Annotated in this window: 19 protein-coding genes; 5 read left to right on the top strand and 14 right to left on the bottom strand. The window is 71.9% G+C overall.

The window, feature by feature from the left end; genetic code table 11:
• Positions 1 to 26 precede the first annotated feature (26 nt).
• On the bottom strand, positions 27 to 3,515 hold the full coding sequence (locus tag ABT352_RS34815) for an indolepyruvate ferredoxin oxidoreductase family protein (protein WP_350949271.1): 3,489 nt from the start codon (positions 3,513 to 3,515) through the stop codon (positions 27 to 29).
• A 112-nt stretch (positions 3,516 to 3,627) separates the two neighbouring features.
• Here ABT352_RS34815 and ABT352_RS34810 point away from each other — a divergent pair, with 112 nt between their 5' ends.
• Entirely contained in the window at positions 3,628 to 4,080 is a 453-nt protein-coding gene (locus ABT352_RS34810) for an Lrp/AsnC family transcriptional regulator (protein ID WP_350949270.1), read from the top strand.
• Positions 4,081 to 4,202: 122 nt separating this feature from the next.
• Positions 4,203 to 4,904, top strand: a complete 702-nt coding sequence (locus tag ABT352_RS34805) for an SIR2 family NAD-dependent protein deacylase (RefSeq protein WP_350949269.1) — start codon at positions 4,203 to 4,205, stop codon at positions 4,902 to 4,904.
• A gap of 22 nt (positions 4,905 to 4,926) precedes the next feature.
• Here ABT352_RS34805 and ABT352_RS34800 read toward each other — a convergent pair whose 3' ends face one another.
• The 7 genes from ABT352_RS34800 to zwf all read right to left on the bottom strand — a co-directional run bounded on the left by ABT352_RS34800 (position 4,927) and on the right by zwf (position 12,791).
• Entirely contained in the window at positions 4,927 to 5,253 is a 327-nt protein-coding gene (locus ABT352_RS34800; RefSeq protein ID WP_350949268.1) for a cupin domain-containing protein, read from the bottom strand.
• A gap of 69 nt (positions 5,254 to 5,322) precedes the next feature.
• Positions 5,323 to 5,979, bottom strand: a complete 657-nt coding sequence (locus tag ABT352_RS34795; protein ID WP_350949267.1) for an AAA family ATPase — start codon at positions 5,977 to 5,979, stop codon at positions 5,323 to 5,325.
• 386 nt (positions 5,980 to 6,365) lie between these two features.
• On the bottom strand, positions 6,366 to 7,622 hold the full coding sequence (locus ABT352_RS34790; RefSeq protein ID WP_350949266.1) for a TIGR03118 family protein: 1,257 nt from the start codon (positions 7,620 to 7,622) through the stop codon (positions 6,366 to 6,368).
• Between the two features lie 115 nt (positions 7,623 to 7,737).
• Positions 7,738 to 8,349, bottom strand: a complete 612-nt coding sequence (gene eda / locus ABT352_RS34785; protein ID WP_350949265.1) for a bifunctional 4-hydroxy-2-oxoglutarate aldolase/2-dehydro-3-deoxy-phosphogluconate aldolase — start codon at positions 8,347 to 8,349, stop codon at positions 7,738 to 7,740.
• Positions 8,346 to 9,302 carry a glucokinase gene (locus ABT352_RS34780; RefSeq protein WP_350949264.1) on the bottom strand — a complete coding sequence of 319 codons (957 nt, stop codon included), beginning with the start codon at positions 9,300 to 9,302 and terminating at the stop codon, positions 8,346 to 8,348. Before ABT352_RS34780 ends, eda begins: the two co-directional genes overlap by 4 nt.
• Before the next feature lie 43 nt (positions 9,303 to 9,345).
• Positions 9,346 to 11,241: a phosphogluconate dehydratase gene (edd, locus tag ABT352_RS34775; protein WP_350949263.1), complete on the bottom strand. Its 1,896-nt coding sequence runs from the start codon at positions 11,239 to 11,241 to the stop codon at positions 9,346 to 9,348.
• Between the two features lie 74 nt (positions 11,242 to 11,315).
• Positions 11,316 to 12,791 carry a glucose-6-phosphate dehydrogenase gene (gene zwf, locus ABT352_RS34770; protein ID WP_350949262.1) on the bottom strand — a complete coding sequence of 492 codons (1,476 nt, stop codon included), beginning with the start codon at positions 12,789 to 12,791 and terminating at the stop codon, positions 11,316 to 11,318.
• Between the two features lie 147 nt (positions 12,792 to 12,938).
• Between zwf and ABT352_RS34765 the strand changes: the two genes are divergently transcribed.
• A complete protein-coding gene (locus ABT352_RS34765) occupies positions 12,939 to 14,150 on the top strand; it encodes an ROK family transcriptional regulator (RefSeq protein WP_350949261.1) in 1,212 nt (403 codons plus the stop codon).
• Between the two features lie 32 nt (positions 14,151 to 14,182).
• Here ABT352_RS34765 and ABT352_RS34760 read toward each other — a convergent pair whose 3' ends face one another.
• The 6 genes from ABT352_RS34760 to ABT352_RS34735 are packed head-to-tail and all read right to left on the bottom strand — an operon-like array spanning position 14,183 to position 21,950.
• Positions 14,183 to 15,490, bottom strand: a complete 1,308-nt coding sequence (locus ABT352_RS34760; protein ID WP_350949260.1) for an MFS transporter — start codon at positions 15,488 to 15,490, stop codon at positions 14,183 to 14,185.
• Complete coding sequence (locus tag ABT352_RS34755; protein ID WP_350949259.1) at positions 15,477 to 16,346, bottom strand: phytanoyl-CoA dioxygenase family protein; 870 nt, start codon at positions 16,344 to 16,346, stop codon at positions 15,477 to 15,479. The genes ABT352_RS34760 and ABT352_RS34755 overlap by 14 nt, the downstream gene beginning before the upstream one ends.
• Positions 16,346 to 17,416, bottom strand: coding sequence for a class I adenylate-forming enzyme family protein (locus ABT352_RS34750; protein ID WP_350949258.1), 1,071 nt, complete (start codon positions 17,414 to 17,416; stop codon positions 16,346 to 16,348). Before ABT352_RS34750 ends, ABT352_RS34755 begins: the two co-directional genes overlap by 1 nt.
• Before the next feature lie 44 nt (positions 17,417 to 17,460).
• A complete protein-coding gene (locus ABT352_RS34745) occupies positions 17,461 to 18,654 on the bottom strand; it encodes a hypothetical protein (RefSeq protein WP_350949257.1) in 1,194 nt (397 codons plus the stop codon).
• Positions 18,651 to 20,741, bottom strand: a complete 2,091-nt coding sequence (locus tag ABT352_RS34740) for a DegT/DnrJ/EryC1/StrS family aminotransferase (RefSeq protein ID WP_350949256.1) — start codon at positions 20,739 to 20,741, stop codon at positions 18,651 to 18,653. Before ABT352_RS34740 ends, ABT352_RS34745 begins: the two co-directional genes overlap by 4 nt.
• 15 nt (positions 20,742 to 20,756) lie before the next feature.
• Positions 20,757 to 21,950 carry a radical SAM protein gene (locus ABT352_RS34735; RefSeq protein ID WP_350949255.1) on the bottom strand — a complete coding sequence of 398 codons (1,194 nt, stop codon included), beginning with the start codon at positions 21,948 to 21,950 and terminating at the stop codon, positions 20,757 to 20,759.
• 303 nt (positions 21,951 to 22,253) lie between these two features.
• On the opposite strand from ABT352_RS34735, the gene ABT352_RS34730 reads away from it, so the two are divergent.
• Positions 22,254 to 23,447 carry a galactosyltransferase-related protein gene (locus ABT352_RS34730; protein WP_350949254.1) on the top strand — a complete coding sequence of 398 codons (1,194 nt, stop codon included), beginning with the start codon at positions 22,254 to 22,256 and terminating at the stop codon, positions 23,445 to 23,447.
• Complete coding sequence (locus tag ABT352_RS34725) at positions 23,444 to 25,543, top strand: N,N-dimethylformamidase beta subunit family domain-containing protein (protein WP_350949253.1); 2,100 nt, start codon at positions 23,444 to 23,446, stop codon at positions 25,541 to 25,543. Before ABT352_RS34730 ends, ABT352_RS34725 begins: the two co-directional genes overlap by 4 nt.

Here is a 25,543-nt window from a genome sequence, read left to right as displayed (position 1 = left end):
CGGGAGTCGTCCCCACGCCCTGACGTTCAGCCCTCGCGCAGGTCGTCGAGGAGCGCGGTCACGCGCTCACGGTAGGCGGCCACGTTGCGCAGCTTCACGTGCTCGTACCCCCTCACCATGGCGGGCAGCTCCGCGAGCTCGCGGACCCGCTCCTCGGTCGCCGGGCGCAGGTGGTCCAGCGCCCGGTGCACGTCGCGGGTGTACTCGGCGACGAGCTCCCGCTCCGTCGCGCGCACCCCGCCCAGGCCGAACGGGTCCAGCCGGGTGCCGCGCAGCACGCGCATGCCGTACAGCAGGCGGAAGGCCGGGTCGAACCAGGGGCCGAGGCGGAGCTTGCGCCTCATGCCCAGGGCGCGCAGGAACGGCGGGTGCAGGTTGTAGGAGACCCTCGCGCCCTCTCCGAACTCGGCGGCGATCCGCGCCCGCTCGGCCGGGTCCAGGTGCAGGCGCGCCACCTCGTACTCGTCCTTGTACGCCATCAGCCGGTGCAGCTGCCTGGCGTAGGCCTCGGTGACGGCGGTGCCGTCCGGAAAGACCTCACGCTCCCTGGCGAGGACCGCGCGGACGGCGTCGACGTACCCGGCGGCGTAGCGCGCGTTCTGGTACGCGACGAGGTCGGGGACCCGGACGGTGAGGATCCGGTGCAGCTCGCCGCCGGGTTCGGCGACCGCGTCGACCAGCTGTGCCGCCGACCTGTCGGGGAGCGGCGCGGCGGGGACGGCGGGGCGGGTCACCGCCGCCACGGCCTCGGGGGCGGCGACCACCGCGCGGCCCCAGTGGAAGGCGGCGACGGTCCGCTCGGCGGCCCTGCCTCCGCCCGCGCGGATGGCCCGCTCGACCGACTCCAGGCCGAGCGGGATGAGCCCGCGCTGCCAGGCGGCCCCGACGATGATCGTGTTGGCCGGCATGTGGTCGCCGAACAGCGCCTGGGCCAGCTCCTCGGCGTCGAGGTAGACGTTCAGCTCGCGCCGGGTCCGCGACTCCAGCGCGGCGATCGGCGAGCCGGGGTCGGTCAGGTGGGTGGACGGGTCGAGCACCATCGAACCGGTCGGCACCAGGCTGGTGGAGACCACCGCCACGGTACGGTCACGGTCGGCGGCGGCCAGGTGGGCGGGGTCGGTGGCGCCGATCAGGTCCAGCGCCAGGTAGGCGTCCACACTGGCCGCCCCGCCCCGCGCCGAGCGCTCGCCGTCACCGTCGAAGATGAGGATGTCGGAGACGACCGTGCCGCCCTTCTGGGCGAGGCCGGTCTGGTCGAGTCCCCGCGAGCGCCTGCCGTCGAGCATCGCGGCGGTGCCGAGGATCTGCGCGACCGACACCACGCCGGTGCCGCCGATGCCGACCAGCCTGATCGAGGCGTCCCCGGTGCGCGCCTCGGGGAGGGGCATGTCCGGCGGCGCGGGCACCGGTGCGCGCCCGCGGGAGGACGCCTTCTTCGTGGCGGGCATGACGGTCAGGAAGGACGGGCAGTCGCCCTCCACGCACGAGTAGTCCTTGTTGCAGGACGACTGGTGGATCTCGGTCTTGCGGCCGAACTCGGTCTCCACCGGCAGCACGGACAGGCACTCGGACTTCTGCCCGCAGTCGCCGCAGCCCTCGCAGACGCGCTGGTTGATCGCGACCCGCCTGACGGGGTCGGGCAGGTCGCCCTTCTTGCGCAGCCGCCGTTTCTCGGCCGCGCACTGCTGGTCGTGGACGAGGACGGTCACCCCGGGGATCGCGGCCAGCTCGCGCTGGGCGTCCTCCAGGGCCGTCCTGTCGCGGACCTCGGCGATGCCCGCGAGCCTGACCCCCCGGTAGCGTTCCGGCTCGTCGGTGGTGACGACGATCCTGCGCACCCCCTCGGCCTCCAGCCAGCGGGTCAGGTCGGGCACCGACAGGGCCGGGGTGATCGTCTGGCCTCCGGTCATCGCGACCGCGCTGTTGTAGAGCAGCTTGTAGGTGATGTTCACGCCCGCCCCGACCGCGGCCCGCACCGCGAGCGAGCCGCTGTGGTGGAAGGTGCCGTCGCCGAGGTTCTGGAAGATGTGCGGGGTGTCGGTGAACGGCGCCTGGCCGATCCACTGCGCGCCCTCGCCGCCCATCTGGGTCAGGCCGGTGAGCGTGCCCTTGCCCTCGCGGTTGAGCACCACCATCGTGTGGCAGCCGATCCCGGCGCCGACGGGCGCGTCGTCGGGGACGGCGGTGGAACGGTTGTGCGGGCAGCCCGAGCAGAAGAAGGGGGTGCGCTTGGGCGCGAGCAGTGTGAGCGGTGCCGGGCGCGAGATGACGGAGAGCCCCTTCGCCACCCGCTCGCCGAGGTCGGTCAGCCCCCTGCGGCGCAGCCGGAAGGCGACGGCCTTGGCGGCCAGGTCGGCGTCGACCGCGCCGTGCGGGGGAATGAGCCGCGCGCCGTTCTCGTCGAGCTTGCCCAGCACGCGCGGGGCGTCGGCGGTCCCGTACAGGATGTCCTTGACCGAGGTCTCCAGCAGCGGGGCCTTCTCCTCCACCACGAGGATCTCCGAGAGCCCTCTGGCGAAGGTCCTGACGATCTCGGGGTCCAGCGGCCAGAGCATGCCGATCTTCAGGAGGCGGACACCGGCCTCCTCCGGCGTGACACCGAGCTTGCGGAAGCCCTCACGGACGTCGTGGTAGGCGGTTCCCGAGGCGACGATGCCCAGCCAGGCGTCGCGGGGGTCGGCGGTGACGTGGTTGAGCCCGTTCTCGCGGGCGTAGGCGCGGGCCAGGTCGAGGCGGGGGCCGAAGAGCGTGCGCTCCATCTCCAGCGACCACGGGGTGAGCAGGGTGGCGTCGGGCACGTGCCGGTACGGCCTGCCCTCGTACTCGACGACGGGCGTGACCGGGACGACCCGGTCACGCCCGACGTCCACGGTGCCGGTGGCGTCCACGACGTTGGAGACGGCCTTCACCGCGACCCACAGGCCGCTGGCCCGGGACGCCGCGATCGCGTGGCGTCCCAGGTCGAGCAGCTCCTGGACGCTGCCGGGATGAACGATCGGCATGCCCAGCGTGGCGAGCGTGCCCTCGGTCGCCGAGGGGAGGGTGGAGGACTTGCAGGTGGGGTCGTCGCCGCAGAGCGCGATCAGGCCGCCCTCGGGGTGGGCGCCGACGAAGTTGCCGTGCCGGAACGCGTCGGCCGCGCGGTCGACACCGGGCGCCTTGCCGTACCAGACGCCCAGCACGCCGGAGGTGCGCGGACGGGGAAGCGCGGGCACGAGCTGGCTGCCCCAGACGGCGGTGGCGCCGAGTTCCTCGTTCTGTCCCGGGCGGTGCACGACGCCGAGCGGCTCGGCGTGCCGGCGGGAGCGGGCCAGCTCCTGGTCGAAGCCGCCGAGCGGGGAGCCGGGGTAGCCGGACACCATCGCGCCGCTACGCAGGCCCGCGGCCCTGTCGGCGCGCATCTGGTCGAGGATGACCCGCACCAGGGCCTGGGTGCCGGTCATGAAGACCTGGCTCTCGTCGAGCAGGTAGCGGTCGTCGGGGGAGATCTCACGGGCGTCTGCGAAGATCGTCATGGTTTGTCGTCCCGTCGTCGGCGCTCCTGCAGTGCCGCAAGGTTATGCCAGGTAGAACAAAATTCGATGTCAAACTTTCCAGGAAGAGCACCTCTCGTTAGCATCCGATGTCATGGATGTGACGGATCGCGCAATTCTCGGTCTCCTGCAGGTGGAGGGGCGGTTGAGCAACCTGGAGCTGGCCGAACGGGTGCGGCTCACCCCCTCGCCGTGCCTGCGCCGGGTCCGCAACCTGGAGGAGACCGGAGTGATCACCGGCTACCGTGCCGTGATCGACCCGGTGGCGGTGGGGCGGGGCTTCCAGGTCGTCGCCTACGTGGAGCTGGAGGGCCAGGACGCCGAGACGGTCACCGCCTTCGAGGCCGCCGTGATGGAGATCGACGACGTGGTGGAGTGCCTGCGCATGTTCGGCCGCCCCGACTACGTGCTGCGGGTGGCGGTGCCTGACATGGACGCCTACAGCCAGCTGTGCCTGGAGAAGCTCGGCCGCCTGCCCGGTCTCGACAAGCTCACTTCCCAGATCGCCATGAAAGCCCTCAAACCCGGCGGCGTCCTGCCCCTCTGAGCTTCCGGCCGCCCTCAGGACACTCCGGAGTTCGAGGCGGGGCCAGGAGGATCCGTGACGCATGGCTCGCCGGTCGGCCGGGCTTGCACCGGCCCCGTTCCGGCTGGCTAGGATCACTCGTCATGAGGGTGACGGTGCTGACGGGTGCGGGGATCTCGACCGAGTCGGGGATCCCCGACTACCGCGGGCCGAACGGCATGTGGCGCAGGGACCCCGACCACGAGAAGCTCGTCACCTACGACCATTACATGGCCGATCCCGAGATCCGGCGGCGCTCGTGGCTGATGCGCCGCGACAACCCCGCGTGGGAGGCCGAGCCGAACGCGGCGCATCGCGCCCTCGCCGCCCTGCCGGACGCGTGGATCGTCACGCAGAACGTCGACGGCCTGCACCAGCGGGCCGGGTCGCCGCCCGAGCGGGTGCTGGAACTGCACGGCAACATGTTCGGCGCCCTGTGCACCGCCTGCGGCGCCCGCTCCACCACGCGCGAGGCGATCGACCGGATCGACGCGGGCGAGAGCGACCCCGCCTGTCACGAGTGCGGGGGCATCCTCAAGACGGCCACCGTGATGTTCGGCCAGTCCCTCGACCCGGTCGTCCTCACCCGCGCGGCCGAGGCGGCCGAGGAGTGCGAGGTGTTCCTCGCCGTCGGCAGCTCGCTGCAGGTGCAGCCCGCCGCCTCCCTGGCGGCGGTCGCGGTGCGCGCGGGTGCCCGGCTGATCGTCGTCAACGCCGAGCCGACCCCGTACGACCACCTCGCCGACGAGGTGATCCACGACCCCATCGGCGTCGCCGTCCCGCGCCTGTGCTCGTCCCTCACCTGAGAGAGGGGGCGGGCGTGCGTCCTCAGTCGCCGATGTTGACGACGCTGGTGAGGATGACCACCGACTCCTCGTCGGCCTCCAGCGAGTGCCGCCGCTGCGGGATCGGGGCCGTGTGGCCCTCGCCGAGTTCGACGGTCCGCTCGTCGTCGACGAGCCGTACCCGTCCCATCAGGACGTGCAGGCTCCCGGCAGGCGCGGCCTCGTGGTCACCGAGGGCCGTCCCGGCGGTCAGCGCGATGACCGCCTGGCGCAGGGTGCCCTCGTTGAGGTAGGTGTGGGCGCTGCGGCCGTGCGCGCTCGCCCTGGCGAGGGTGAGATGCTCCTGGGCGAGAGCCAGTACGTCGGTCATCGGGTTTCCTTCCGGTCGTTGTGAATCTTGCCCTGGGCGGGCGAGACGCAGAGCCAGGCGAAGGTAAAGTCATCCGCCCCGCCGGGCGGAGGGCCGCCCGTCGAAGCGGATGGTCCGAAGCAGGTCCGCGGCGGGACGGTCGAGGATGGTGACGCTCGCCGCGGGAGGGAGCGAGCCGCCGCGGGCACGCTCGACGAGCACCCGCCAGCGGCGGCAGTGCCGGGCGAAGGTCGCGCTCGTGACGACCCGGCCGCGCGAGAGCTGCCCCTCGCGGGCGAGCCTCGGCTCCACGTCGAGCAGGATCAGGTGGACCTCGTTGCCGGCCCTGCGGGCCAGCCAGGCGAACCCGTACAGGATGTGCGGCCACGTGCCGCGGGTGTGCGCGACGACGGCGTGCCCCTTCCACATGGCGCGGGCGATCCGCACCGCGTGGGTGGTGTGCACGAGCGGGACGCGGGCTCTTTGCGGGATCGGTCCCAGGTAGGGGGCCCACCAGTTGCGGGACTGGCGTGAGTCGATGACGAGGGCGTCACCGGCGCGCACCGGCTCCCTCTCGTCGCCGCGCAGCCCGTACAGACGGTCGAGCAGGGTGCTCTTGCCCGCGCCGGGGATCCCCGCGAGGAGCACCAGCGATCCGGCCGGATAGCGCAGATCCCCGGCGGAGGGCCCGCTGGCCGGTGTGGTGGCCATCACGTGCACCTCGCTGGTGTGGGGGGCTTCACTCATGCCGCGTCCCGCGTTCCGGGGGAGAAGCCGGTGGGACGGTGCCCGGAGGGGGAGGGGGGTGTCAGGGGGCATGCTCGCTCCTCGAATGCGCTCGGCCATTCGAGGTCTCCTTCACCCGCGTCTCGCGGGCGACCGCCCGGGGACGCCACAGGGCGTCCGTACTGACCGGGCCGGTCTTTGGGAAGTACTCCCCTCGTTCGTTCAAGGTTAAAGGAAAGCGGGCGATCTCGCGTTCATGAAGGGTGACTCTTCCGGACGCGCCGCGGCGCCGGCACCCCTCCCGCGATCCGTACGGGCCGGTCTGCCGGCTCGGCCTCGTGGTCCGCTGGTGTAGGGGTGCCGGCGCCGCCGGGAAAGCCCTGGGCCTGACGCCCGTCGGTGGTCCGTCAGTAGTTGTAACCGGAGTTGTTGGAGCCGGAGTTGTTCGAGTTGCCGGAGTTGTTGGAACCGGAGTTGTGGGAACTCGGGTGCGAGGAGGGCGTGGGGGAGGAACCCCCCGTGGGGGAGGTCGTCGAGGTGGCCGCTCCGCCGGGCCTGATCAGGCCGAGCAGGCCGTGCGTACCGCCGTCGCTGCCCGCGCTGAACCACAGGGAGTTCGTGCCGCCGACGGTCTCGGTACCTGGCTCCAGGTCCCACAGGCCGCCGAGGGTGATGGGCCTGCCGTCGGAGGAGCGCAGCGGGCCGAGCGAGCGGCCGTTGCGCGGGTTGTAGGCGTTGATGCGGCCGTCGCCGAAGTTGCCGACCAGCAGGGCACCGGAGAGGTTGCCGAAGTTCTTCGGGGCCAGCGTCATCGCCCAGGGGGCGTTGAGGGCTCCGCGAGCGACGAAGCGGCCGAGGAACCGGCCGGAGCCGTTGAACTGGCTGACGAACCCCTTGCCCTGCCCGGCCACGGACTTGCCGGTCTCGGGGTCGCGCTTGGCGTACGCGACGAGCACGGAGTTGCCCACGACCTCCACGTTGAACGGCGCGTAGTTCTCCGGCAGGCCGGGGTCCTGGAACGCGCGGCGGCCCATCGAGATCCGGTCGAAGTCGCCGTTGAAGACGTGGATCCGGTTGCGGGCGAAGTCGGCGGCGAGCAGCATCGGCCCCCGGTTCGTCTGGGCGAGGGCGAGGCCCTTGAAGTCGGCGCCCTTGACGAACGCGCTGATGATCGCGTCGTCGGGGTCGGCCTCGGCGTTCCAGCCGGTGATCGCCCCGCTGGGGCTGGCGAAGATGAACGTGGCCGGCCCGGAACCACCGGGCCCCTTCACGACGAACTCCTCGCCCATGTTGACGACCTGCCCGGTGGGCCTGCCGCCGGGGACGCGGACCTGGGTCTTCTCCTGCTTCACGGTGCCCGCGCCGCCGGAGTAGACGGTGGCCAGGCCGGTGCCCGTGGCCGAGACCCAGAGGGTCTTGCCCATCGCCAGTCCCCACGGGTTGACCAGCGCGGGGTCGGTGACCGCGGCCCGTCCGCTGACGTCCGAGACCAGGTTGGTGACCGCGAAATGCTTTCGCAGGCTCTGTTGACCGGCCTTCTCGGGACCGCTCGCGGTCCCGGCCTGTTTCGCTCCGGCCCGCGCCTGATGGGTCCCGGCGGACGCCGTACCGGCGACGCCCATGACCAGGACCGTGGCGCAGATCGTGACGGTGCGTACTCGCATTCATGGCTCCTCTGTGAGGGAGTGCCTTTCGCCGCGAGATACGCGTGGGGTCCGTGCGCGGTTCAGTCCGCTTCTCCAGGGCCGGCACCCGGGAGGAGTCGTGGGGACGGGGGAGTCAGCGGAGGGCGGCCGCCTCGGCGGCCAGTTTCTCGATGCGCGAGTAGTCGCCGTCGGCGAGCGCGTCGGCCGGGGTGAGCCAGGTGCCGCCCACGCACCCGACGTTCGGCAACGCGAGATAGTCGGGGGCCGTCGCGAGCTTGATGCCACCCGTCGGGCAGAACGTGACCTGCGGCAACGGGCCGCCGAGTGCCTTCAGGTACGGCAGGCCGCCGGCGGCCTCGGCGGGGAAGAACTTCATCTCGGTCACCCCGCGGTCGGCGAGCGCCATGACCTCGGAGGCGGTCGCCACACCGGGCAGGAACGGCACCCCGCTCACCTCCATGGCGTCGACCAGCCCCGGGGTGGTTCCCGGGCTGACCAGGAACCTGGCACCGGCCGCGACGGAGGCCGCCACGTCGGCCGGGGTGCGGATGGTGCCGGCGCCGATCACCGCCTCCGGGACCTCGGCGGCGATGCGCGTGATGGAGTCCAGGGCGGCGGTGGTGCGGAGGGTCACCTCGATGACCGGCAGGCCGCCCGCGACCAGGGCTCGGGCCAGGGGGACCGCGGTCTCCGGATCGTCGATCACGACGACCGGGACGACCGGGGCGATGTCGAGCAGACTCATGCGAACTCCAGGTTGGACAGGCGCCGGCTCAGCCAGGCCGCCGCGCCGGTGAGGGCGGGCTGAGGGGCCACGATCAGCACCGTGGCGATGTCGGAAAGGTAGTCGTTCAGGGTCGGGGTGGCCTCGAAGCGACGGCGGAAGTCGCTGGAGCGGACCCGGTCCACGATACGTGGCAGCACGCCGCCGCCCAGGTAGACGCCGCCCCGCGCGCCGAGGGTGAGGGCGACGTTCCCGGCGAAGGTGCCGAGCATGGCGCAGAAGACCTCGACGGTCTCCGCGCACAGCGAGTCGTCCATCCGGGCCACGATGTCGGAGGCGGACAGTGCCGGCGCGTCCGTTCCGCGGACGAGCGCGAGGGCCCGGTGCAGACGTGACAGCCCCGGCCCGGACAGCAGGTGCTCGGCCACCACGTGCTCCAGGCCGTCTCCGCGCAGTGCCCGGACGATCTCGTGGTCCCGCCTGTCGAGGACGGGCGCCGTGACGTGCCCGCCCTCCCCGGGGATCGGCACCCATCCCTCGGCCGCGGGCACCAGACCGCCCACGCCGAGACCCGTCCCCGGCCCGAGCACGACCTTGACGCCGTGCGAGGGCTCGGGACCGCCCAGGGAGACCAGGTCGTCGCCCCGCAGGTACGGCAGGGACGCGGCCAGCGCCTCGAAGTCGTTGAGCAGCCAGGCGTTCGGGATGCCCAGGTCGCGTACCGACCCGGTCCACCCGGAGTTGGTAAGCCGATAGCGGTCGCCCTCCACGGGCCCCGCGATCGCGACGCACGCGGCTCCCGGCTGAACTCCGCCCGCATGATCTGCGATATAGGCGGCTACGGCTTCGGGAAGGCCATCGTGTTCCGCGCCCGCGAGCACGGCCACCGCCTCGGGCTGTCCACCGGGCTCGGTGACCAGCCCGAACCGGGCGTTGGTGCCGCCGATGTCGGCGACGAGCCAGGGAAGGCTCACGAGATCTCCTTCGCGGACCGTGTGAAGGAGACGATGTGCGCGCTCACGCCCGGATCCCGCTCTGGGCGGTCGCCGGGCGGGTGCCGTTCGCGACGGCCTCGGCGTGGCCGTTCAGCGCGAAGACGCCCGCGCCGCGTTCCGCGGGGCCCGCCGCGCGGCGGAAGGCGCCGAACAGCTCGCGGCCGGTGCCGACCCACTGGGCGTCGGTGAGCGGCGCGCCCTGAAGGGGCCTGGCCGCCAGTTCCTCGGCGCCGACCAGCAGCTCCAGGGTGCCCGCGGCGGCGTCGAGGCGGATGGGGTCACCGTCGCGCACCAGTGCGATGGGGCCTCCGTCGGCGGCCTCCGGCGACAGGTGGATGGCCGCGGGGACCTTGCCGGACGCGCCGGACATGCGGCCGTCGGTGACGATCGCCACCCGCTGCCCCCTGTCCAGCAGCACCGCCATCGGCGGGGTGAGCTTGTGCAGCTCCGGCATGCCGTTCGCGCTCGGCCCCTGGTAGCGGATGACCGCCACGAAGTCCTGCCCGTCCAGCTCGCCCGCGTCGAAGGCGCGCAGCAGCTGAAGCTGGTCGTCGAAGACCTTGGCCGGGGCCTCGATGACGAGGTGCTCGTCCTTGACGGCGGAGACCTTGCTGACCGCGCGGCCCAGGTTGCCGTCGAGCATGTGGATGCCGCCGTCGGCGGAGAACGCCTCGGAGACCGGGCGCAGCACGTCGAGGTCGGTGCTGCCCTCGGTGCGCTCCTGCCAGACCAGCTCGCCCTCCTTGAGTTCGGCGGCCGAGCGGTAGTGGTCCAGCCCTCGCCCGGCGATCGTGAGCACGTCGCGGTGGAGCAGCCCGGCGTCCAGCAGGTCGCCGATGAGCACCTGCATGCCGCCCGCGGCCTGGAAGTGGTTCACGTCCGCGTGGCCGTTGGGGTACATGCGGGTCAGCAGCGGCACCGCCTTCGACAGCGCGGCCAGGTCGTCCCACAGGAGCTCGATGCCGGCCGCCGCGGCGATGGCGACGATGTGCATGGTGTGGTTGGTCGAGCCGCCGGTCGCGAGCAGTGCCACGCAGGCGTTGACGATCGCCTTCTCGTCGACGACCTCGCCGACGGGGGTGTACTCGGAGCCGTGCGCGGTCAGCTCGACCGCCCGCCTGCCCGCGGCCTTCGTCAGGGCCTCGCGCAGCTCGGTGCGCGGGTTGACGAACGTCGAGCCCGGCAGGTGCAGGCCCATGACCTCGATCATGACCTGGTTGGAGTTGGCGGTGCCGTAGAAGGTGCAGGTGCCGGGGGAGTGGTACGACTTCGCCTCGGCGTCCAGCAGCTCGCCCTTGCCGACCTTGCCCTCGGCGAACAGCTGCCGGGTGCGGGCCTTGACCTTGTTGGGCAGGCCGGAGGTCATCGGACCGGCGGGGACGAACACCGCGGGCAGGTGGCCGAAGTGCAGCGCCCCGATCAGCAGGCCGGGAACGATCTTGTCGCAGACGCCGAGCATGAGGGAGGCGTCGAACATGTCGTGCGAGAGCGCGATCGCGGTGGCCATCGCGATGACCTCGCGGCTGTAGAGCGAGAGCTCCATACCCGCCCGGCCCTGCGTGACGCCGTCGCACATCGCGGGCACGCCCCCGGCGAACTGCGCGACGCCGCCGGCCTTCCTGACGGCGGCCTTGAGGATCGCCGGGTAGGTCTCGTACGGCTGGTGCGCCGACAGCATGTCGTTGTAGCTCGACACGATCGCCACGCCGGGCTTGACGCCTGCGCGCAGGTCCCGCTTGTCGCTCTCGCCCACGGCGGCGAAGCCGTGCGCGAGGTTCGCGCAGCCCAGGCTCGCCCTGGCGGGGCCGCGCAGGCGGGCCGCCTCGGCCTCGGCGTGAAGCCGGTTCAGGTAGGCGGTGCGGCTGGGGCGGCTGCGCTCGACCAGACGGTCGGTCACCTCCTGGATCACGGGGTGCATCCGGACTCCTCGATCGTGGTCGGCGTCATCGTTGCCGGGATGGTCGCTTCGGGCAGGGCGGTCGGCTCGCGTGCTCACTCCGCCCCCTCCTCGTGCCAGACGCGGCCGCTGCGGCCGACGAGCTCGTGGGCCGCGGCGGGTCCCGCGCTGCCCGCCGGATACGGCTCGGGCGGGGTTCCCCGCGACTCCCACTCGTCGAGGATCGGGTCGATCCACCGCCAGGCGGCCTCGACCTCGTCGCGCCGCATGAACAGGGTCGGGTTGCCGGCGAGGACGTCCATGAGCAGCCGCTCGTAGGCCTCGGGCACCCGGCCGGTGAAGGTCTCGGCGAAACTGAGGCTCAGCGGGACGGGCTTGAGCGCCACCTCGCCCGCGCCGGGCTCCTTGGCCATGATGTTCAGCTGGATGCCCTCGCTCGGCTGCAGCCGCAGCACGAGCCGGTTCGGCGTGCTGTCAGGGAAGATCGAGTGGGGCACGTCCTTGAACTGCACCACGATCTCCGAGTAGCGCTGCGGCATGCGCTTGCCCGTACGCAGGTAGAACGGCACCCCTGCCCAGCGCCAGTTCCTCACCTCGGCGCGGATCGCGGCGAAGGTCTCCACCCGGCGGGAGTCGTCGGTGGGCGCGGTCTTGTCGGGCTCGTCGAGGTAGCCGGGCACCGGGACGCCGCCGGACTCGCCCGCCGTGTACTGGCCGCGCACGGTGAAACGGTCCACCTCGCCGCCGGTGATGGCCCGCAGCGCCTGGAGGACCTTGACCTTCTCGTCGCGGATCGACTCGCGGTCGTTGCGCGACGGCGGCTCCATCGCCACCAGGCAGAGCAACTGGAGCAGGTGGTTCTGCACCATGTCGCGCAGCGCGCCTGCGTGGTCGTAGTAGCCGCGACGGCCGGGGGTGCCGACGGTCTCGGCGACGGTGATCTGGACGTGGTCGATCCACAGGGAGTTCCAGATCGGCTCCAGGAACGCGTTGGCGAACCGGAGCACGAGGAGGTTCTGGACCGTCTCCTTGCCCAGGTAGTGGTCGATGCGGTAGATCTGCCGCTCGTCGAAGATGGCGCCGACCTCGTCGTTGATCCGCATCGCGCTGCGCAGGTCGCGTCCGAGCGGCTTCTCCAGCACCACCCGCGAGGCGGGGGTGACCAGGCCGGCGCGGTGTGCCTCGCGGCAGAACGGGCCGAATGTCATGGGCGGGCTGGCCAGGTAGAACACCCGGTCGCGGCGCTCGTGCCCGTCGAGCGTCTGGGCGAGTCTCGTCCACCCCGTGGGGTCCTGGCCGCTGATGTCGATGGTGACGTGGTGCAGGCGGCCGAGGAAGCGCCGCCAGGTGTCGAGGTCGTCCTGCGGCACCGAGCCGCGCATCGCGGCGTCCACCTTGCCGCGGAAGTCGGCGTCGTCGAGCCCGCCGCGGGACATCGCGATCACGCGGGTCTCGGGGGCGAGACGTCCGTCCCGGTCGGAGTGGTAGAGCGCCGGGAGGAGTTTCCGCATGGAGAGGTCGCCGGTGCCGCCGAAGACGATGAGGTCGGCGGGTTGCGGGGTCTCGGACATCGGGGGAACTCTCCGTGATGATCTATCGAATTTGGGGATAGATCGGACACTAGCTAGATCTTGCGCTCTACACAAGCGGAGTTTTGTAATTTGAGATGAGAAAGTAGGAAGTTTTCATTTCCTAAGTGGGTGTGATTCACTTGGCGGATGCCTCGACGTCCCGCTGCCGCGCTGGCCACCAGCGGTGAGGTGTTGCACCTCATCCGCTCGGGCGAGGCCGCCACCCGAGCGGACATAGGGCGTGTCACCGGCCTGTCCAGACCCGCCGTGTCCCTGCGCGTCACCGAGCTGCTGGAGCGGCGCCTCGTCGTGGAGGACAGTGAGGGCCCCTCCACCGGAGGCCGCCCGCCCACCCGCCTGGTCTTCAACGCCTCAGGCGGGGTCGTCCTGGTCGGATCTCTCGGCGCGAGCCGCGCACAGGTCGCCGTCTGCGACCTCGCGGGCAAGGTGCTGGCCGACACCGCCCTCTCGGTGGACGTGGAGGAGGGGCCGGACGTCGTCCTGCCGCTGGTCATGCGGAGCTGGAGCGAGCTGCTCGGCGACCGCCCCGTCTCCCTGGTCCGCGGCGTCGGCCTGGGGGTCCCCGCCACGGTGGAGTTCGCGGCCGGTCGCACCGAGAGCGCCCGGATCATGGCCAGCTGGACCGGTGTGGCCATCCCGCCGATCATCGCCGAGAGCTTCCCCGCCCCCGTCTTCCTCGACAACGACGTGAACGTCATCGCGATCGGTGAGCACCGCGAGGTCTACGCGGGCGAGGCCGACGACCTGCTGTTCATCAAGGTCTCCACCAGGATCGGCTCCGGGGTGATCGCCGGGGGCGAGATCCTGCGGGGGGCGCTGGGCGCCGCGGGGGAGATCGGGCACATCCCGGTCCGCGACGGCGGGGGCGTCCTGTGCCGCTGCGGCAACATCGACTGCGTCGACTCCGTCGCCAGCGGCACCGCGATCCTGCGTCAGCTCCGGGCCAGGGGGCACGAGGTCACGAGTCTCGCCGACGTGGTGAGCCTGGTCAGGGCAGGGGACGCGGAGACCATGACCGTGGTCCGCGACGCCGCCCGGATGCTCGGCGAGGTCGTCGCCAGCGCGGTCAACCTGCTCAACCCCTCGGTGGTCGTTCTCGGCGGAGACGTCGCGGAGACCTTCCAGCCGATGGTCTCGGGGGTCCGCGAGGTCATCTACCGCCGCTCGACGGCGCTGGCCACCCGCAACCTGCGGATAGAGCGCAGCCGGCTCGGCCCGAGCGCCGGGATCATCGGCTGCGCCCACATGGTCCTGGACCACATCCTGTCGCCCGAGGCCGTCGACTCCGCCGGCTGGCAACCGCCGCGCTCGGTCCGCTCCGTCCGCTCCCTCGTCTGAGCCCTCTCGTCTGGAGCCCGTCTCGTTGCCTGCTACGCCTCCTGCGGGGTCTCCCTGCGATCCGCCGTGCCGGTGGACCTGGCGTTGAGCACCACCAGCGCCAGCAGGACGAGCAACCCGGCGAAGGTCGCGGCCAGGCCCACGAACTCGGCGAACCAGCCGACCAGGACGGGGCCCAGCAGCAGTCCCGAGTAGGTCAGCGTGGTGAACCTGGCCAGTGCCGCGGCCGCCCCGAGGCCCTCCGCGCCGCCGTGCCCCACTGCGCTGAAGATGAGGGGGAGCAGGACCGAGAGACCGATCCCCACCACCGCGAAACCCGCGATCGCGACGACGATCCCCGGGCTGAGCACGACCATCAGCAGGCCGCAGAGGGCGATGCCGCCGCTCACCCTGACCAGGGCGGGCGCGCCGTACCGCTCGTGGAGGCGGTCACCGACGAGGCGGCCCGCGGTCTGGCACAGGTTGAAGAACGTGTATCCCAGCGAGGCGACGGCGAGGGTGGCGCCGCGATCCTCCAGGAGGAAGACACCGCTCCAGTTACCGACCGCGCCCTCCAGGATCAGGATGACGGCGCCCATCGCGCCGAACATCAGCACCCGCGGGGTCCACCCGTCCCGCCACTTCACCCGGACCTTCTTCTCACCCTCCCGGCTCGCGTGCCGGTCGGCCGAGGCCGGCAGCATCCACAGCCCGGTGACCAGCGAGAACAGCGCCACGGCCACACCCAGCCACAGGAAGTGCGACATGGGGGTGAGGCCGGCCTGGATGGCGAGGCCGCCCAGCACGGAGGCGATCATCGCGCCGATGCTCCACGCGGCGTGGCAGCGGTTCATGACGGACCGTTTGTGAGCGCGCTCGACCGCGATGGCGTGGGCGTTCATGGAGACGTCGAGAAGCCCGTCGATCAGACCGAAGATCACCAGTGCGACGGCGAGCTGGATCGGATCGGAGGCCAGCGCGAGGCCGACCAGGGAGAGCGGCAGCGCCACCCCGGTCACCCGGGCGATCGGCGCGCTGCCGTACCGGGCCACCAGGCCACCGGCGAGCTGCATGGCGACCAGGGCCGAGACGGAGGGGACGACGAGCAGGAGACCGAGCTGCCCGGCGGAGAGGTCGTGCTCCACCTTCAGCGAGGGGACCCTGATCAGGAAGCTGGCGTAGGAGATCCCCACGATCAGGAACGCCGACATCGCGGCGAGGCGGGTCAGGCCCGCGGCCCGCGACATCACCGCTTCGGGAGGCGTCCCCGGCGGCTCACCGGCGGGAGAGTCCACCCCGGGCGGCTCGTTGGGAGGCCGTCCTCCGGAGGCGGGTTCGGTCATGTTCTCAGGCGCCGTCATCGCCGGCCCACTCCTTCATCCACCTGGGGTCCACTTCGTCCTCCTCGCGGATGAACCGCACGTCGGCCGAGACACGCATGACGTCGGTCACGGTGTCGAGGGAGGCGTGCACCACGTACGGGTTGTGCACGGTCAGGTCGCCCGCCTCGTAGTCGCTCCACAGCCATCGCCGGTCGACGACGCGGGCCGTCGTCTGGAGGTCGTGGCTGATCGGCCGGGAGTCGTGGGCCCGATCGGTTCGAAGCCGCGCCGGGTCGAACCGCTCCGCGGACTCCCGGTGCGAGCCCTCCAGGTAGACCAGGCCCCCGGTCTCCATCGGGCAGTCGCCGACCGGTATCCACATCGTCAGGACGCGGTCGCTGCCCTGGGACATGTACGCGTGATCGGTGTGGGCGCGGGAGGCCCGCAGCGAGCCCGCGTAGAAGTGGCGCAGGATGCCCCGGGGCAGCAGCCGGACGGGGCCATCGAGCAGGGTCGAGGCGAGCTTCGTCAGGGCCGGTTGCCGGGCGAAGGAGGCGAACCGCTCGGTACGCACGAAGTCGTAGGCGGGGTGGTCCCTCACCCCGTGGGAGGGCAGCCCCTCCGGCGGACGGCCGGAGAAGACGCCCTCCTCGGGGGTGGTCCCCGGCTTGAGCAGACCTTCGGGAAACGCCGACAGGTACGCCGCCCGCAGGGAGAGGACCGCCTCGCGGTCGAGGAACCCCCGCAGCAGCAACAGGCCGTCGTCGTGGAACCGCCGCCTGAGCGCCTCGGGATCGCCGAGCAGCGCGCTGCTGTCGGCGAGCGGGGCGAACAACTCGTCGGTGAACGGGATGGGCACGCCGTTGGAGGAGACGGCCCGCCTGTCTCCTGGCATCAGTAGACCCCCTCGGTGATCTGGTCGGCGTCCTCCGCCTCGTAGGGCCCCACTCGCGCCACCCCCGGCCACGGAAACCAGGGATGCGGCGGGGCGGAGACGGCGCTGTCCCGCTCCAGCAGGTTGGGCAGGAAGAGATCCTCCAGGAGGGTCACCGCCCTGATCCGGCCCCGTTCACCGGTGGCGGCCTCCCGCCAGACGTCGTCGGGCCGGACGACGTGCATGACCGCGAAGGGCGGCGGCAGATGGTAGCTGTGCGGCTCTTCGGGGGAGGGGGCGTCCCCCTGGAGGGCGTGCCCGACGAGGGTGTTGCCGTAGGTGTCGATCCACTGGACCCCGTCCAGATACTCCTCGCGCAGATAGCGCGCCTCCTCGGGGGAGCAGGAGGTGCCGCCGGTGCACACCGCGCGGACGCCGTACTCGGCGAGGGGCTTGTCCAGTGCGGGGGCGAGCGACAGGAGCAGTTTGGCGGTCGTGAAGAGCAGGCTGACCCGCTCGTCCCGCAGGAGGTCCGCCGTCTGCGCGACGAGGTGCTCGACGTAGGCGTCGGCGCCGTCGCCGTCGTTGGAGGCGCGAAGCCGGTGTTTCACCCAGCGCGGGTCGAAGTCCACGGAGAAGACCGCCGCCCCCCAGCTGTCGCCGAGCAGCTTGACGAAATGCCCGTAGGCGTGCGGGCCGCTGGGCGTCATGGCCAGGATGTCGCCGCCGAGCAGGCCGCGGGCCTCCAGCATGACGCGGTACATCTTCACGTCGTAGACGGCGCGGGTCACATCGACGACCCGGTACGGCGGCCCGGACGTCCCGCCGGTCTCCACGACGCGGAACGGCCGCCCCGCGAAGCCCTTGGGCACGAGGTCGCGCGCGCTCACCCCCCGCAGGTCGGTCTTGTCGAACAGGCCGAACAGGCGCAGGGAGGCGTAGTCGGTGACGTCGCGGATCGGGTCGAAGGGCAGGCGGCTCCTGCGCGCCAGCCAGAACGGTGAGCCGGTCTCCTCGCTGAAGTGCCAGCTCATCATGCGCGCCGTCCACTCGTCGAGGGACTCGCGCATGGCGGGGATCTGTTCTCGCATGGCGTCCAGCAGGGAGCCGACCGTGAGGTGATGACTGCTCGGGTTCAGGACGACACTCCTTGGGGAACGGCCGCGAAGCAGGCCGGGTGTACGAAGCGGGACCCGGCGGCGACGTCACGCGCTCCCGCCTCGTCCGCGGAGACGACGACGGCGAAGGGGAAGGGCAGCTCGCAGCCGACGAGTGGATGGCCGACGTCGTCGACGTGGACGAGGGTGGGCGCGAGGAACGTCGTCCCGCCCGACCTGACCAGGAGCGGCCGCCGGGTGAGGACGCGCCCGCCGGGGGCGAGCCGGTCGGAGACGAACGCGGCCATGCGCGCGGCGTCGGCCTCGGGCCACGACGCCTGCGGCAGGCGCGGGTCGGGCGGGTCGAGGGAGATGCCGTCGAGCACCGCCGCGACCGCGCGGCCGCGCTCGACGGCATCTTCCCCGGCCGTCCGCAGGCAGACCACCGTGGACACGCAGGTGCAGAATCGGCCCGCGTCCCGCGCGATCCGGAAGGCGAGCTCGGTGGGATCCACCGGCTCCCGCGCGCCCACGATCACGCAGGCCCGCCCGGGGCCGCGCAGATCGAGGGACGGCGTGTCCATCGCCGGTTCCGCGGCCAGGCCGTCGCCGCCGTAGACGACCTGTCTGTCGGTCGCCCGGATCAGCGCGGGCAGGACCCGGGGCGCGCTCGGGTAGTAGCCCAGTGTCTCCGGCGGCCAGCCCACGCTCAGCAGGGCACCGATCAGGCGGGCCGACGACAGCGGCTCGCGCCTGCTGGGGCGGACCCAGACCGCCGCGCCCGACAGCGCCGCCTCGAGCACTCCCTCCAGGCAGGTGAAGGTGTTGGCGGGCAGGGAGACCAGGGTGAGCCCGCCGGTCTCGCGCACGTCCGCCGCGAGCTCCTCCAGCCGCTCGCCGAGCATCGCCGACCAGCGGCGCACGAGAACGGAGGGGAGCCCCGCCGTGGCGCGCATCGCCTCGTCGAACCCCCCGGCGTCCTGGACGCCGAGGGACTCGACGGGTACGCGGCCGTGCCCGAACAGCGCGACGGCCTCGCGGAGCATCTCCATGCGCCGGGCGAAGGGGGGAACGGTCGTCGCGGCACGACGCGCCCGCAGGCGCGCGGCGTCGTCGCGGACGAGGATCTCCGGGGCGAGGGAGAGCGACGGCCCTCCGGGGACGGGCACGGTGTCCATCGACCGGTACCACCGTCCCGCGCGCAGCAACGGCAGGACCGCCTCGCCGGTCACGACAGCGCGTCCCGCAGCGCGTGGACGACCCGCTCCTGCTGGGCTCGCGTCATGCCGGGAAAGAGCGGCAGACAGATGTGCCGGGAGGTGAACGCCTCGGCGTTCGGGAAGGACCGGTTCGCGAAGCGCCGGGCGAAGTAGGGCTGGCGATGGAGCGGGACGTCGTACACCTCGCCCGCGAGCCGTACCCCCTCGGCGCGGAGGTGCCGCTTGAGCGCCGCGCGGTCGACGCCCTCGGGCAGCAGGGCGAGATACTTGTAGTGGTTCGTCGCGCACCCCGCGGGTACGGCGGGGCGCTTCAGTGAGGGCACGCCGGCCAGGCCGTCGTCGTACCGGGCGGCCAGCTCGGTACGCTCGGCCAGCACCTCGGCCAGCCGGGCCAGATGGGTGAGGCCCACCGCCGCGTGCAGTTCGCTCATCCGCCAGTTGCTGCCGAGATCGTCGTGGAGGTTCTCCTCGAAGGAGCGCTTGCCGTGGTCGCGCAGGTGCATGACGCGCCTCAGGTCGCTCTCGTCCGCGCTGAGCAGGCCGCCCTCGCCACTGGTGATGATCTTGGTGGGGTACAGGGAGAAGGCGGCCAACCGGCCGAAGGTGCCCGCCCGGCGTCCGTGCAGCGAGGAGCCGAGGGCGTGGGCGGCGTCCTCGACGACGGCGATCCCCTGCCTGTCGCACTCGGCCAGCACCTCGGCCAGCGAGTCGGGGACGACCCCGGCGATGTGCACGGGCACGACCGCGGCCACGTCCTCGTGGGCGGCGAGGGCGGCGCGCAGCCCTTCGGGGTCCATGCCGAGACCGTCAGGCTCCATGTCGACGAAGTCGACCCGGGCGCCGGCGCGGACGGCACTCGCCGCGGTCGCGAAGAAGGTGTTGGCCGGGACCAGGACGGTGCGCCCCTCGACCCCGACGATTCGTAGCGCGATCTCCAGGGCGGAGGAGCCCGAGCTCACCGCCGCCGTGCCACGCCCGATCTCCCCGGTCGCGAGCGCCTCCAGCCGGGTGCCGCGCGTTCCGAGCGTGAGGGACCCGGAGGCGAGGGCGTCGTCGACGAGGTCCAGGATGTCCAGGCGGGCCCGGACATCGAACCCGATCTTGGCCGCGGGCACGTCCGGCGCGGCGGTGGCGGGCTCGGCCAGGGACCGGGTGAAGAAGTCCGCCGCCTCGGGCAGGCCGGTGCCGTGGCCCATGGGCAGCGGCAGGATCTCGGCCGAGGAATGGGCGCTCACGATCCGTTCGCCGGCGGTCTTGGCGTCGCCGGGATCGAGGCGTCCGTCGGCCGTGCCGTACTGGACCTGCAGCGGAGCGGGGGCGAGCGCCGCGTACAGGTCGGGGAGGTCGGCGTGGCGCAGGATGGACGGCAGGGCGACGTACTGGTTCCAGGCCAGCGACCGGCCGATCATCGTCTCGTACGTGCCCAGGTGGCTGGCGGCGCACAGCGGGAGCGGCTCCTCGCGCAGCAGCGCGGCGTGCAGCGCCACGGCCGCGCCCATGCTGTGCCCGAACAGGCCGACCCGCCCGGGCGCCACGTCCGGATGCGCGCCGAGCCAGTCGAGCGCGGCTCCCGCGTCCTCCGCCATCGCCCCGAGGAGGCTCCCGCCGCGCAGCCGCAGCGTGCCGTCCAGCACGTCGCCGGGATCGCGCCCGCCCAGCGTGGCGGGCTCCGCCCAGCGGTCGAGACCGTGGTCGAGGGTGAGGGTGAGGAAACCGGCCCGGGTCAGGTGCGCGGCGACGTCGCGCCCGGGATGGTCGGGAGGCAGGAGCCCGGTGACCCGTTCCAGGGTCGCGTTGCGCCCCGGGCAGACCAGCACGGCCGGCCACGGCCCCGGGCCCGGCGGGGCCAGCATGACCGCGCGCAGCTCCCGGCGGTCCTCGTGCTCGAAGAGGTAGTGGTCCACCCGCGGCTCCCCGCCCTCCTGCCTGCGGGTGGAGCGCACCCGAAGGGGCACCTGCCGGGTGGCGGCCAGCCGGGCCACCGCCCTGCGCACCTGGCCGTTGCGTGCGGCGGCGAGGGCGGGGTCGGACGTGGGGGAGCCGGGGGTGGAATCGACCGGAGAACGGCCGAGATGGTGGAACCGGTCGATCGACGTCAACGCGAACCCCGGATCTCAGACGAAGTCGGCGTGGAGCGTGTGCGGAACCTCGACGCGGTAGGTGTTCAGTGCGTCGTCCAGCTTGATCCGCCCCTTGCGCAGCCATTCGAGCAGCTCGTTCTGCGGCCGGTAGAAACAGGATTTGCACAGGTCGGTCCTGAGCGGGTTGCTCGACTCCCACTCGGCTCTGGGGCCGCCCTCCAGGACGTTCAGGTAGCCGTCCTGGAGCACGTTGCCGATGCGGTAGCGGCTGTTCAGGTGGACCTGGGGGCAGGGGTAGAGATGGCCGTCCGCTCCGACGGCCGTGACGAAGCGGCTGTAGTGGCAGTGGTCGAAGTCGCCCTCGACGGACTCCACCTGGTCCATCGGTCCCCGGTCGAGCTTGGGCACGGAGACCTCGAACTCCTCCGACGACAGCGCGGAGACCTCGTCGAGCGAGGCGGAGACCTCCGCCATGACCTGCTCGATCGTCTCGTGGCCCATCGAACTGTAGAACTCCGGCTCGAACCGTACGTAGTGGGCTCCGGAGTCGCGCGCTATCAGGGCGGCCTGCGTGATCTCCCGGTAGTTCTGCATGGTGATCACGAAGTTGAACCCGATGCGGAACTCGGGGTCGACGGCGTTGTCGCGCAACCTGCGGACGGAGCCGAGGAAGGACTTGAACGTCTGCTCGCGGTCCCGGGTGATCTCGTTGAAGGTGGCCTCGGTGCCGGCGTTGAGGCCGATGCGCACCCAGGTGTGGGTGTTCACCACGCAGTCGGCGATGTCGTCCCTGTGCAGGCGGGAGCCATTGGTGATGAGACCGATGCGCAGCCCGGCCGCGTGCCCGGAATCACAGATCTCCGTATAGCCCTTGTGAATGGTGCATTCACCGCTGCCGCAGAATGTGACGGCCCGGCCGCCGGACTCGGCGAACTCCCGCATGAGCCTGACGCTCTTGTCGGTGGGAATTGCGTCCTTGAAGGAGAACAGATCGTAGAAATTCTCCTCGTTCGGCGAGTGGAAGTTGCAGAAATTGCAGCGCATATTACAGGCACCCATGATGCCGATGCGCATATGGACGGGCCGGAAGCTCTCCCCGTTGACGAACTTCCTCAGCAGATCCTCGTGGGCCATGACCTTGTCGGGAGCGTGTGCCTGGTCGAGTTCGACCTCCGCCAGGCCCTCTCCATTGGTGGGTCTCGCCGCCCGGTAACTCTCGTTCGACATTTCATCCCCAATCGACCAGGAAGGATTTGATCAACCCGGTCCTTGTGCCAAATTCGGCGCGCTGGCAACGTCGTTCGGATACGTGTTGAAGTAGGTCGATTTAGGGTCGGGATCGTGACATTCGGACTATGGGAGCGCTCCCAAATGGGGATCCTAAATGACGCTTCAAAATGGGTCAAGACCTCTTGTAGGGCATTTTCGGACACGGTACGGTACGTCGGGGTCCGACATTCGCGCGGCCGGAGGGAGTTCGTGCAGGTGGAGGGAAACGGCATGACAGAAACCCCAATAGCGTCACCCCAAATGCCAGGTTCCTTCCCGGACACCCGGACACTCGGGTCCAGGCTGGCCGCCTATGCCTTCCTCGCCAACGACCCGTCGGTTCCCATGGTCGCCGCCGACTGGTGGGAGATCAGCGGCCCGCACTACAAGGCGGTGGCCGCCGCTCTCGCCCACTTCGTGGCCGGAGAGCCCGCGGCGGAGGACCTGCGCCGCTTCGCCGCCCGCCCCGGGGACGGCGAGCTGGAGACCGCGCTGGTGAACGCGCTCCTTCCCCTGCTGGACCGCTCACCCGCCGACCGTGCGCGCCTCGGGGAGCTGGTCGTCGCGGCCGACGCGCGCGTGCTGGTTGACTACCACAACGGCGTGTCGGCCGACCGCTCCGCCGCCGAGGTGTCGGTGGCCGACGCCTCCGCCTGGTCACGGCCGAGAACGCTGGGGACACCGGGGGCGTCGGGGGTGCGGACGGTGGTCGTCATCCCCTTCAGGGACCGCGTCGGCGGCGCCCGTACCCGCAACCTGCTGGCCTGCCTGGCCGCCCTGCGCGACCAGGACGGTCACGACGCCCGGGTGAGCGTCACCGTGGTCGAGTCCGACTCGGCGCCCACCTGGCGTGACACCGTCGAACCACTGGTGGACCACTACGTGTTCGCGCGACACGACGGGCACTTCAACAAGTCCTGGGCGGTCAACGTCGGGGTTCGCGACACCCCCGGCGAGCCCGAGCTGATCTGCGTGCTGGACACCGACATCCTGGCCGACCGCCGGTTCCTGAGCCGGAACCTGGACCGCATGGCGAGCGAGCCCGAACTCTCGGCCTTCCTGCCCTACCGTCGCATGTTCTGCCTCGATCCCGAGTCCTCCGCCGCCGCCGTCCGCCGGCGCTGCGAGCACGGCGAGGCCGGCGTGCCGCTCGACGCCGTACGCGCACTGGTGCTGAAGGAACCGCCGGGCGCCTGCCTCTGGGCGAGAAGGACGACCTTCGACGCGATCGGCGGGTTCGACGAGCGATACCAGGGCTGGGGCGGCGAGGACGACGACGTCGTGGCGCGGCTGAGCCTGGCGGGAGGGTTCACCCGGTTCGACGACCCGTTGCTGCACCTGGCCCACCCGCGTCCGGAGATGACCCTGGACGGGGTGCCGTTCAACGCCCACATCGCCCCGCTGAGCTGGAGCGTCGCCGGCGGATACGGCGACCTGCGAGGTCCCAGGGCATGACCTTGGCCGTTCGCGCCTACGCGGCGCGCACCTCGGTGCCGCAGGGCGGATCGCTGCGCTTTCGTCTCCTGCCCGACGATCCGACGACCGAGGACCCGATGCCCGGCGGTGTCGCCGCCGGCGAGACGGCGGCAGGCGGCGGGCACGGCGCGGCCGGCTGCCGTGCCCGGGTTCGTGACGCCGTGACCGGCGAGGTCAGGGCCGAGCTGGACGCCTCCGGGCCCTGGTGGACCCTGCGGGTCCCCGAGAGCTGGCCCAGCTCCCTCTACGCCGTGCGGTTCACCCTCGGCGAGGAGGACGACGGGACCCGGGAAGGCGAGGCCCGGGCCGGCGGGAGCGACGAGAGCGGGGACGACGAGACCTACTTCGTCGTCCTGGCCCGCGAACCTGGACCCACCGGGGCGGTCCTGGTGTCGGTGCCCTTCCTCACCTGGCAGGCGTACAACAGGGCCGGAGTCCCGGGAGAGGGCCTGTATCCCACGGAGAGCCCTGAGCGAGCCGGCCGGGTCACCTTCGACCGGCCGGGCGGCGGACCCGCGGGCAACTGGGAGGACAACTTCTACCGGTGGCTGAGCCGTAACGACGTCCGGGCCGACTACTGCTCCAACCTGGACCTGCACGAGGATCCGGACACGCTGCTGCGCGGCCGCCGCCTGCTCGTGATCCCCGGGCACGACGAGTACTGGACCCGGGAGATGCGCGACGCCGCGGAGTCCTTCGTGGCCTCCGGAGGCAACATCGCCTTCTTCGCCGGCAACACGTGCTGGTGGCAGATCCGGCTGGAGGACGAAGGCCGCACCATGGTGTGCCACCGCGACGCCCTGCTCGACCCGATGGCCGCGACCGATCCGAGCCTGGTCACCGTGGAGTGGTCGGGTTCGCCCGTGGGCCGGCCGGAGAACAGCCTGACCGGCGTGAGCTTCCGGCGCGGCGCGGGCTGCTGGGAGGACATGGACGCGATGAAGTCCGAGTCGTACACGGTGCGCTTCGCCGAGCACTGGGTGTTCGAGGGCACGGGACTGCGCGACGGCGACACCTTCGGCAGGGGCGCGGTCGGGTACGAGACCGACGCCGCCGAGTACGTCGAGGTCGACGGCGTCCCGCTCGCGACCGGCGCCGACGGCACTCCCGCCGACTTCGCCATCCTGGCCACCGCCGACCTGCGCCACTGGCGGCACCTGGGCCAGGGCGGCCACGCCACCATGGGCATCATGCGCCGTGGGGCGGGCACCGTCTTCAACGCGGCCACGATCGGCTGGGGCGACGCCCTCGACGACCCGGTGCTCGACCGCGTCACCCGCAACGTGCTCGCCAGGCTCGCCGGTGATCCCGGCTGGTGGGAGCCGATGGGGCACGGGGCCGCCGCGCTCGCGCTCGCCGCCTGCGAGCACCGTCTCTTCGCCGTCCGCACCGACGGTGACCTCTGGGTGAGGCCGTACCGCACCCAGAACCTGAGATGGCGGCGGATCGAGCCCGCGCCCGGTCTGGTGGCGCTGACCGCGCCGAGAGAGGCGACACCGGGCTCACCCGTCCTGTTGTACGGCCTGCACTCCGAAGGGCGCGTCGTCGTCCGCGAGCCGGTGACCGAGCGGGCTTCGTGGCAGGACCTGTACGACGCCCCGCCGGAGGCGGTCGGGATCGCCCCCGTCGACCAGACCATGTTCGCCGCCGGTGCCGGAGGCGAACTGTGGCAGCGCCCGCTCGCCGCGGGTCGGTCGCGGCCGTGGACCCGTGCGGGCGAAGGGCCGAGGCTCGCCGCGCTCGCCCACGTGGGGGGACGGCTGATCGGGCTGACTCCCGACGGGGAACTGCGGGTCAGGACACGGGATGACGAGTGGGCGTTTTTGGGCACCACACCCGGGCTGGCCACGCTGACCGGCACGACCGGCAGGCTCGTCGGCGCCACGTCGGGCGGCGACCTGTTCTGGCGCGAACTCGTCGGTGGCGCGTTCACGGGACCTCCACCTCCCGTGGCGGGCGATACGGGTCCGGGACGTCCACGGCCTCTGGCGGGCGATGCGGCCCTGGGACGTCCACGGCCCTTGGCGGGCGAAGCGATCACGGGACATCCGCAAACCGGAAACAACGAGGAGTGA

Origin of the sequence: Streptosporangium sp. NPDC000563 (assembly GCF_040299985.1) — a bacterium.
In the GTDB taxonomy this organism is placed as follows: Bacteria; Actinomycetota; Actinomycetes; order Streptosporangiales; family Streptosporangiaceae; genus Streptosporangium.
The sequence above is the reverse complement of the archived record's forward strand: the minus strand, read 5'-3'. Positions and strand labels throughout refer to the sequence as shown.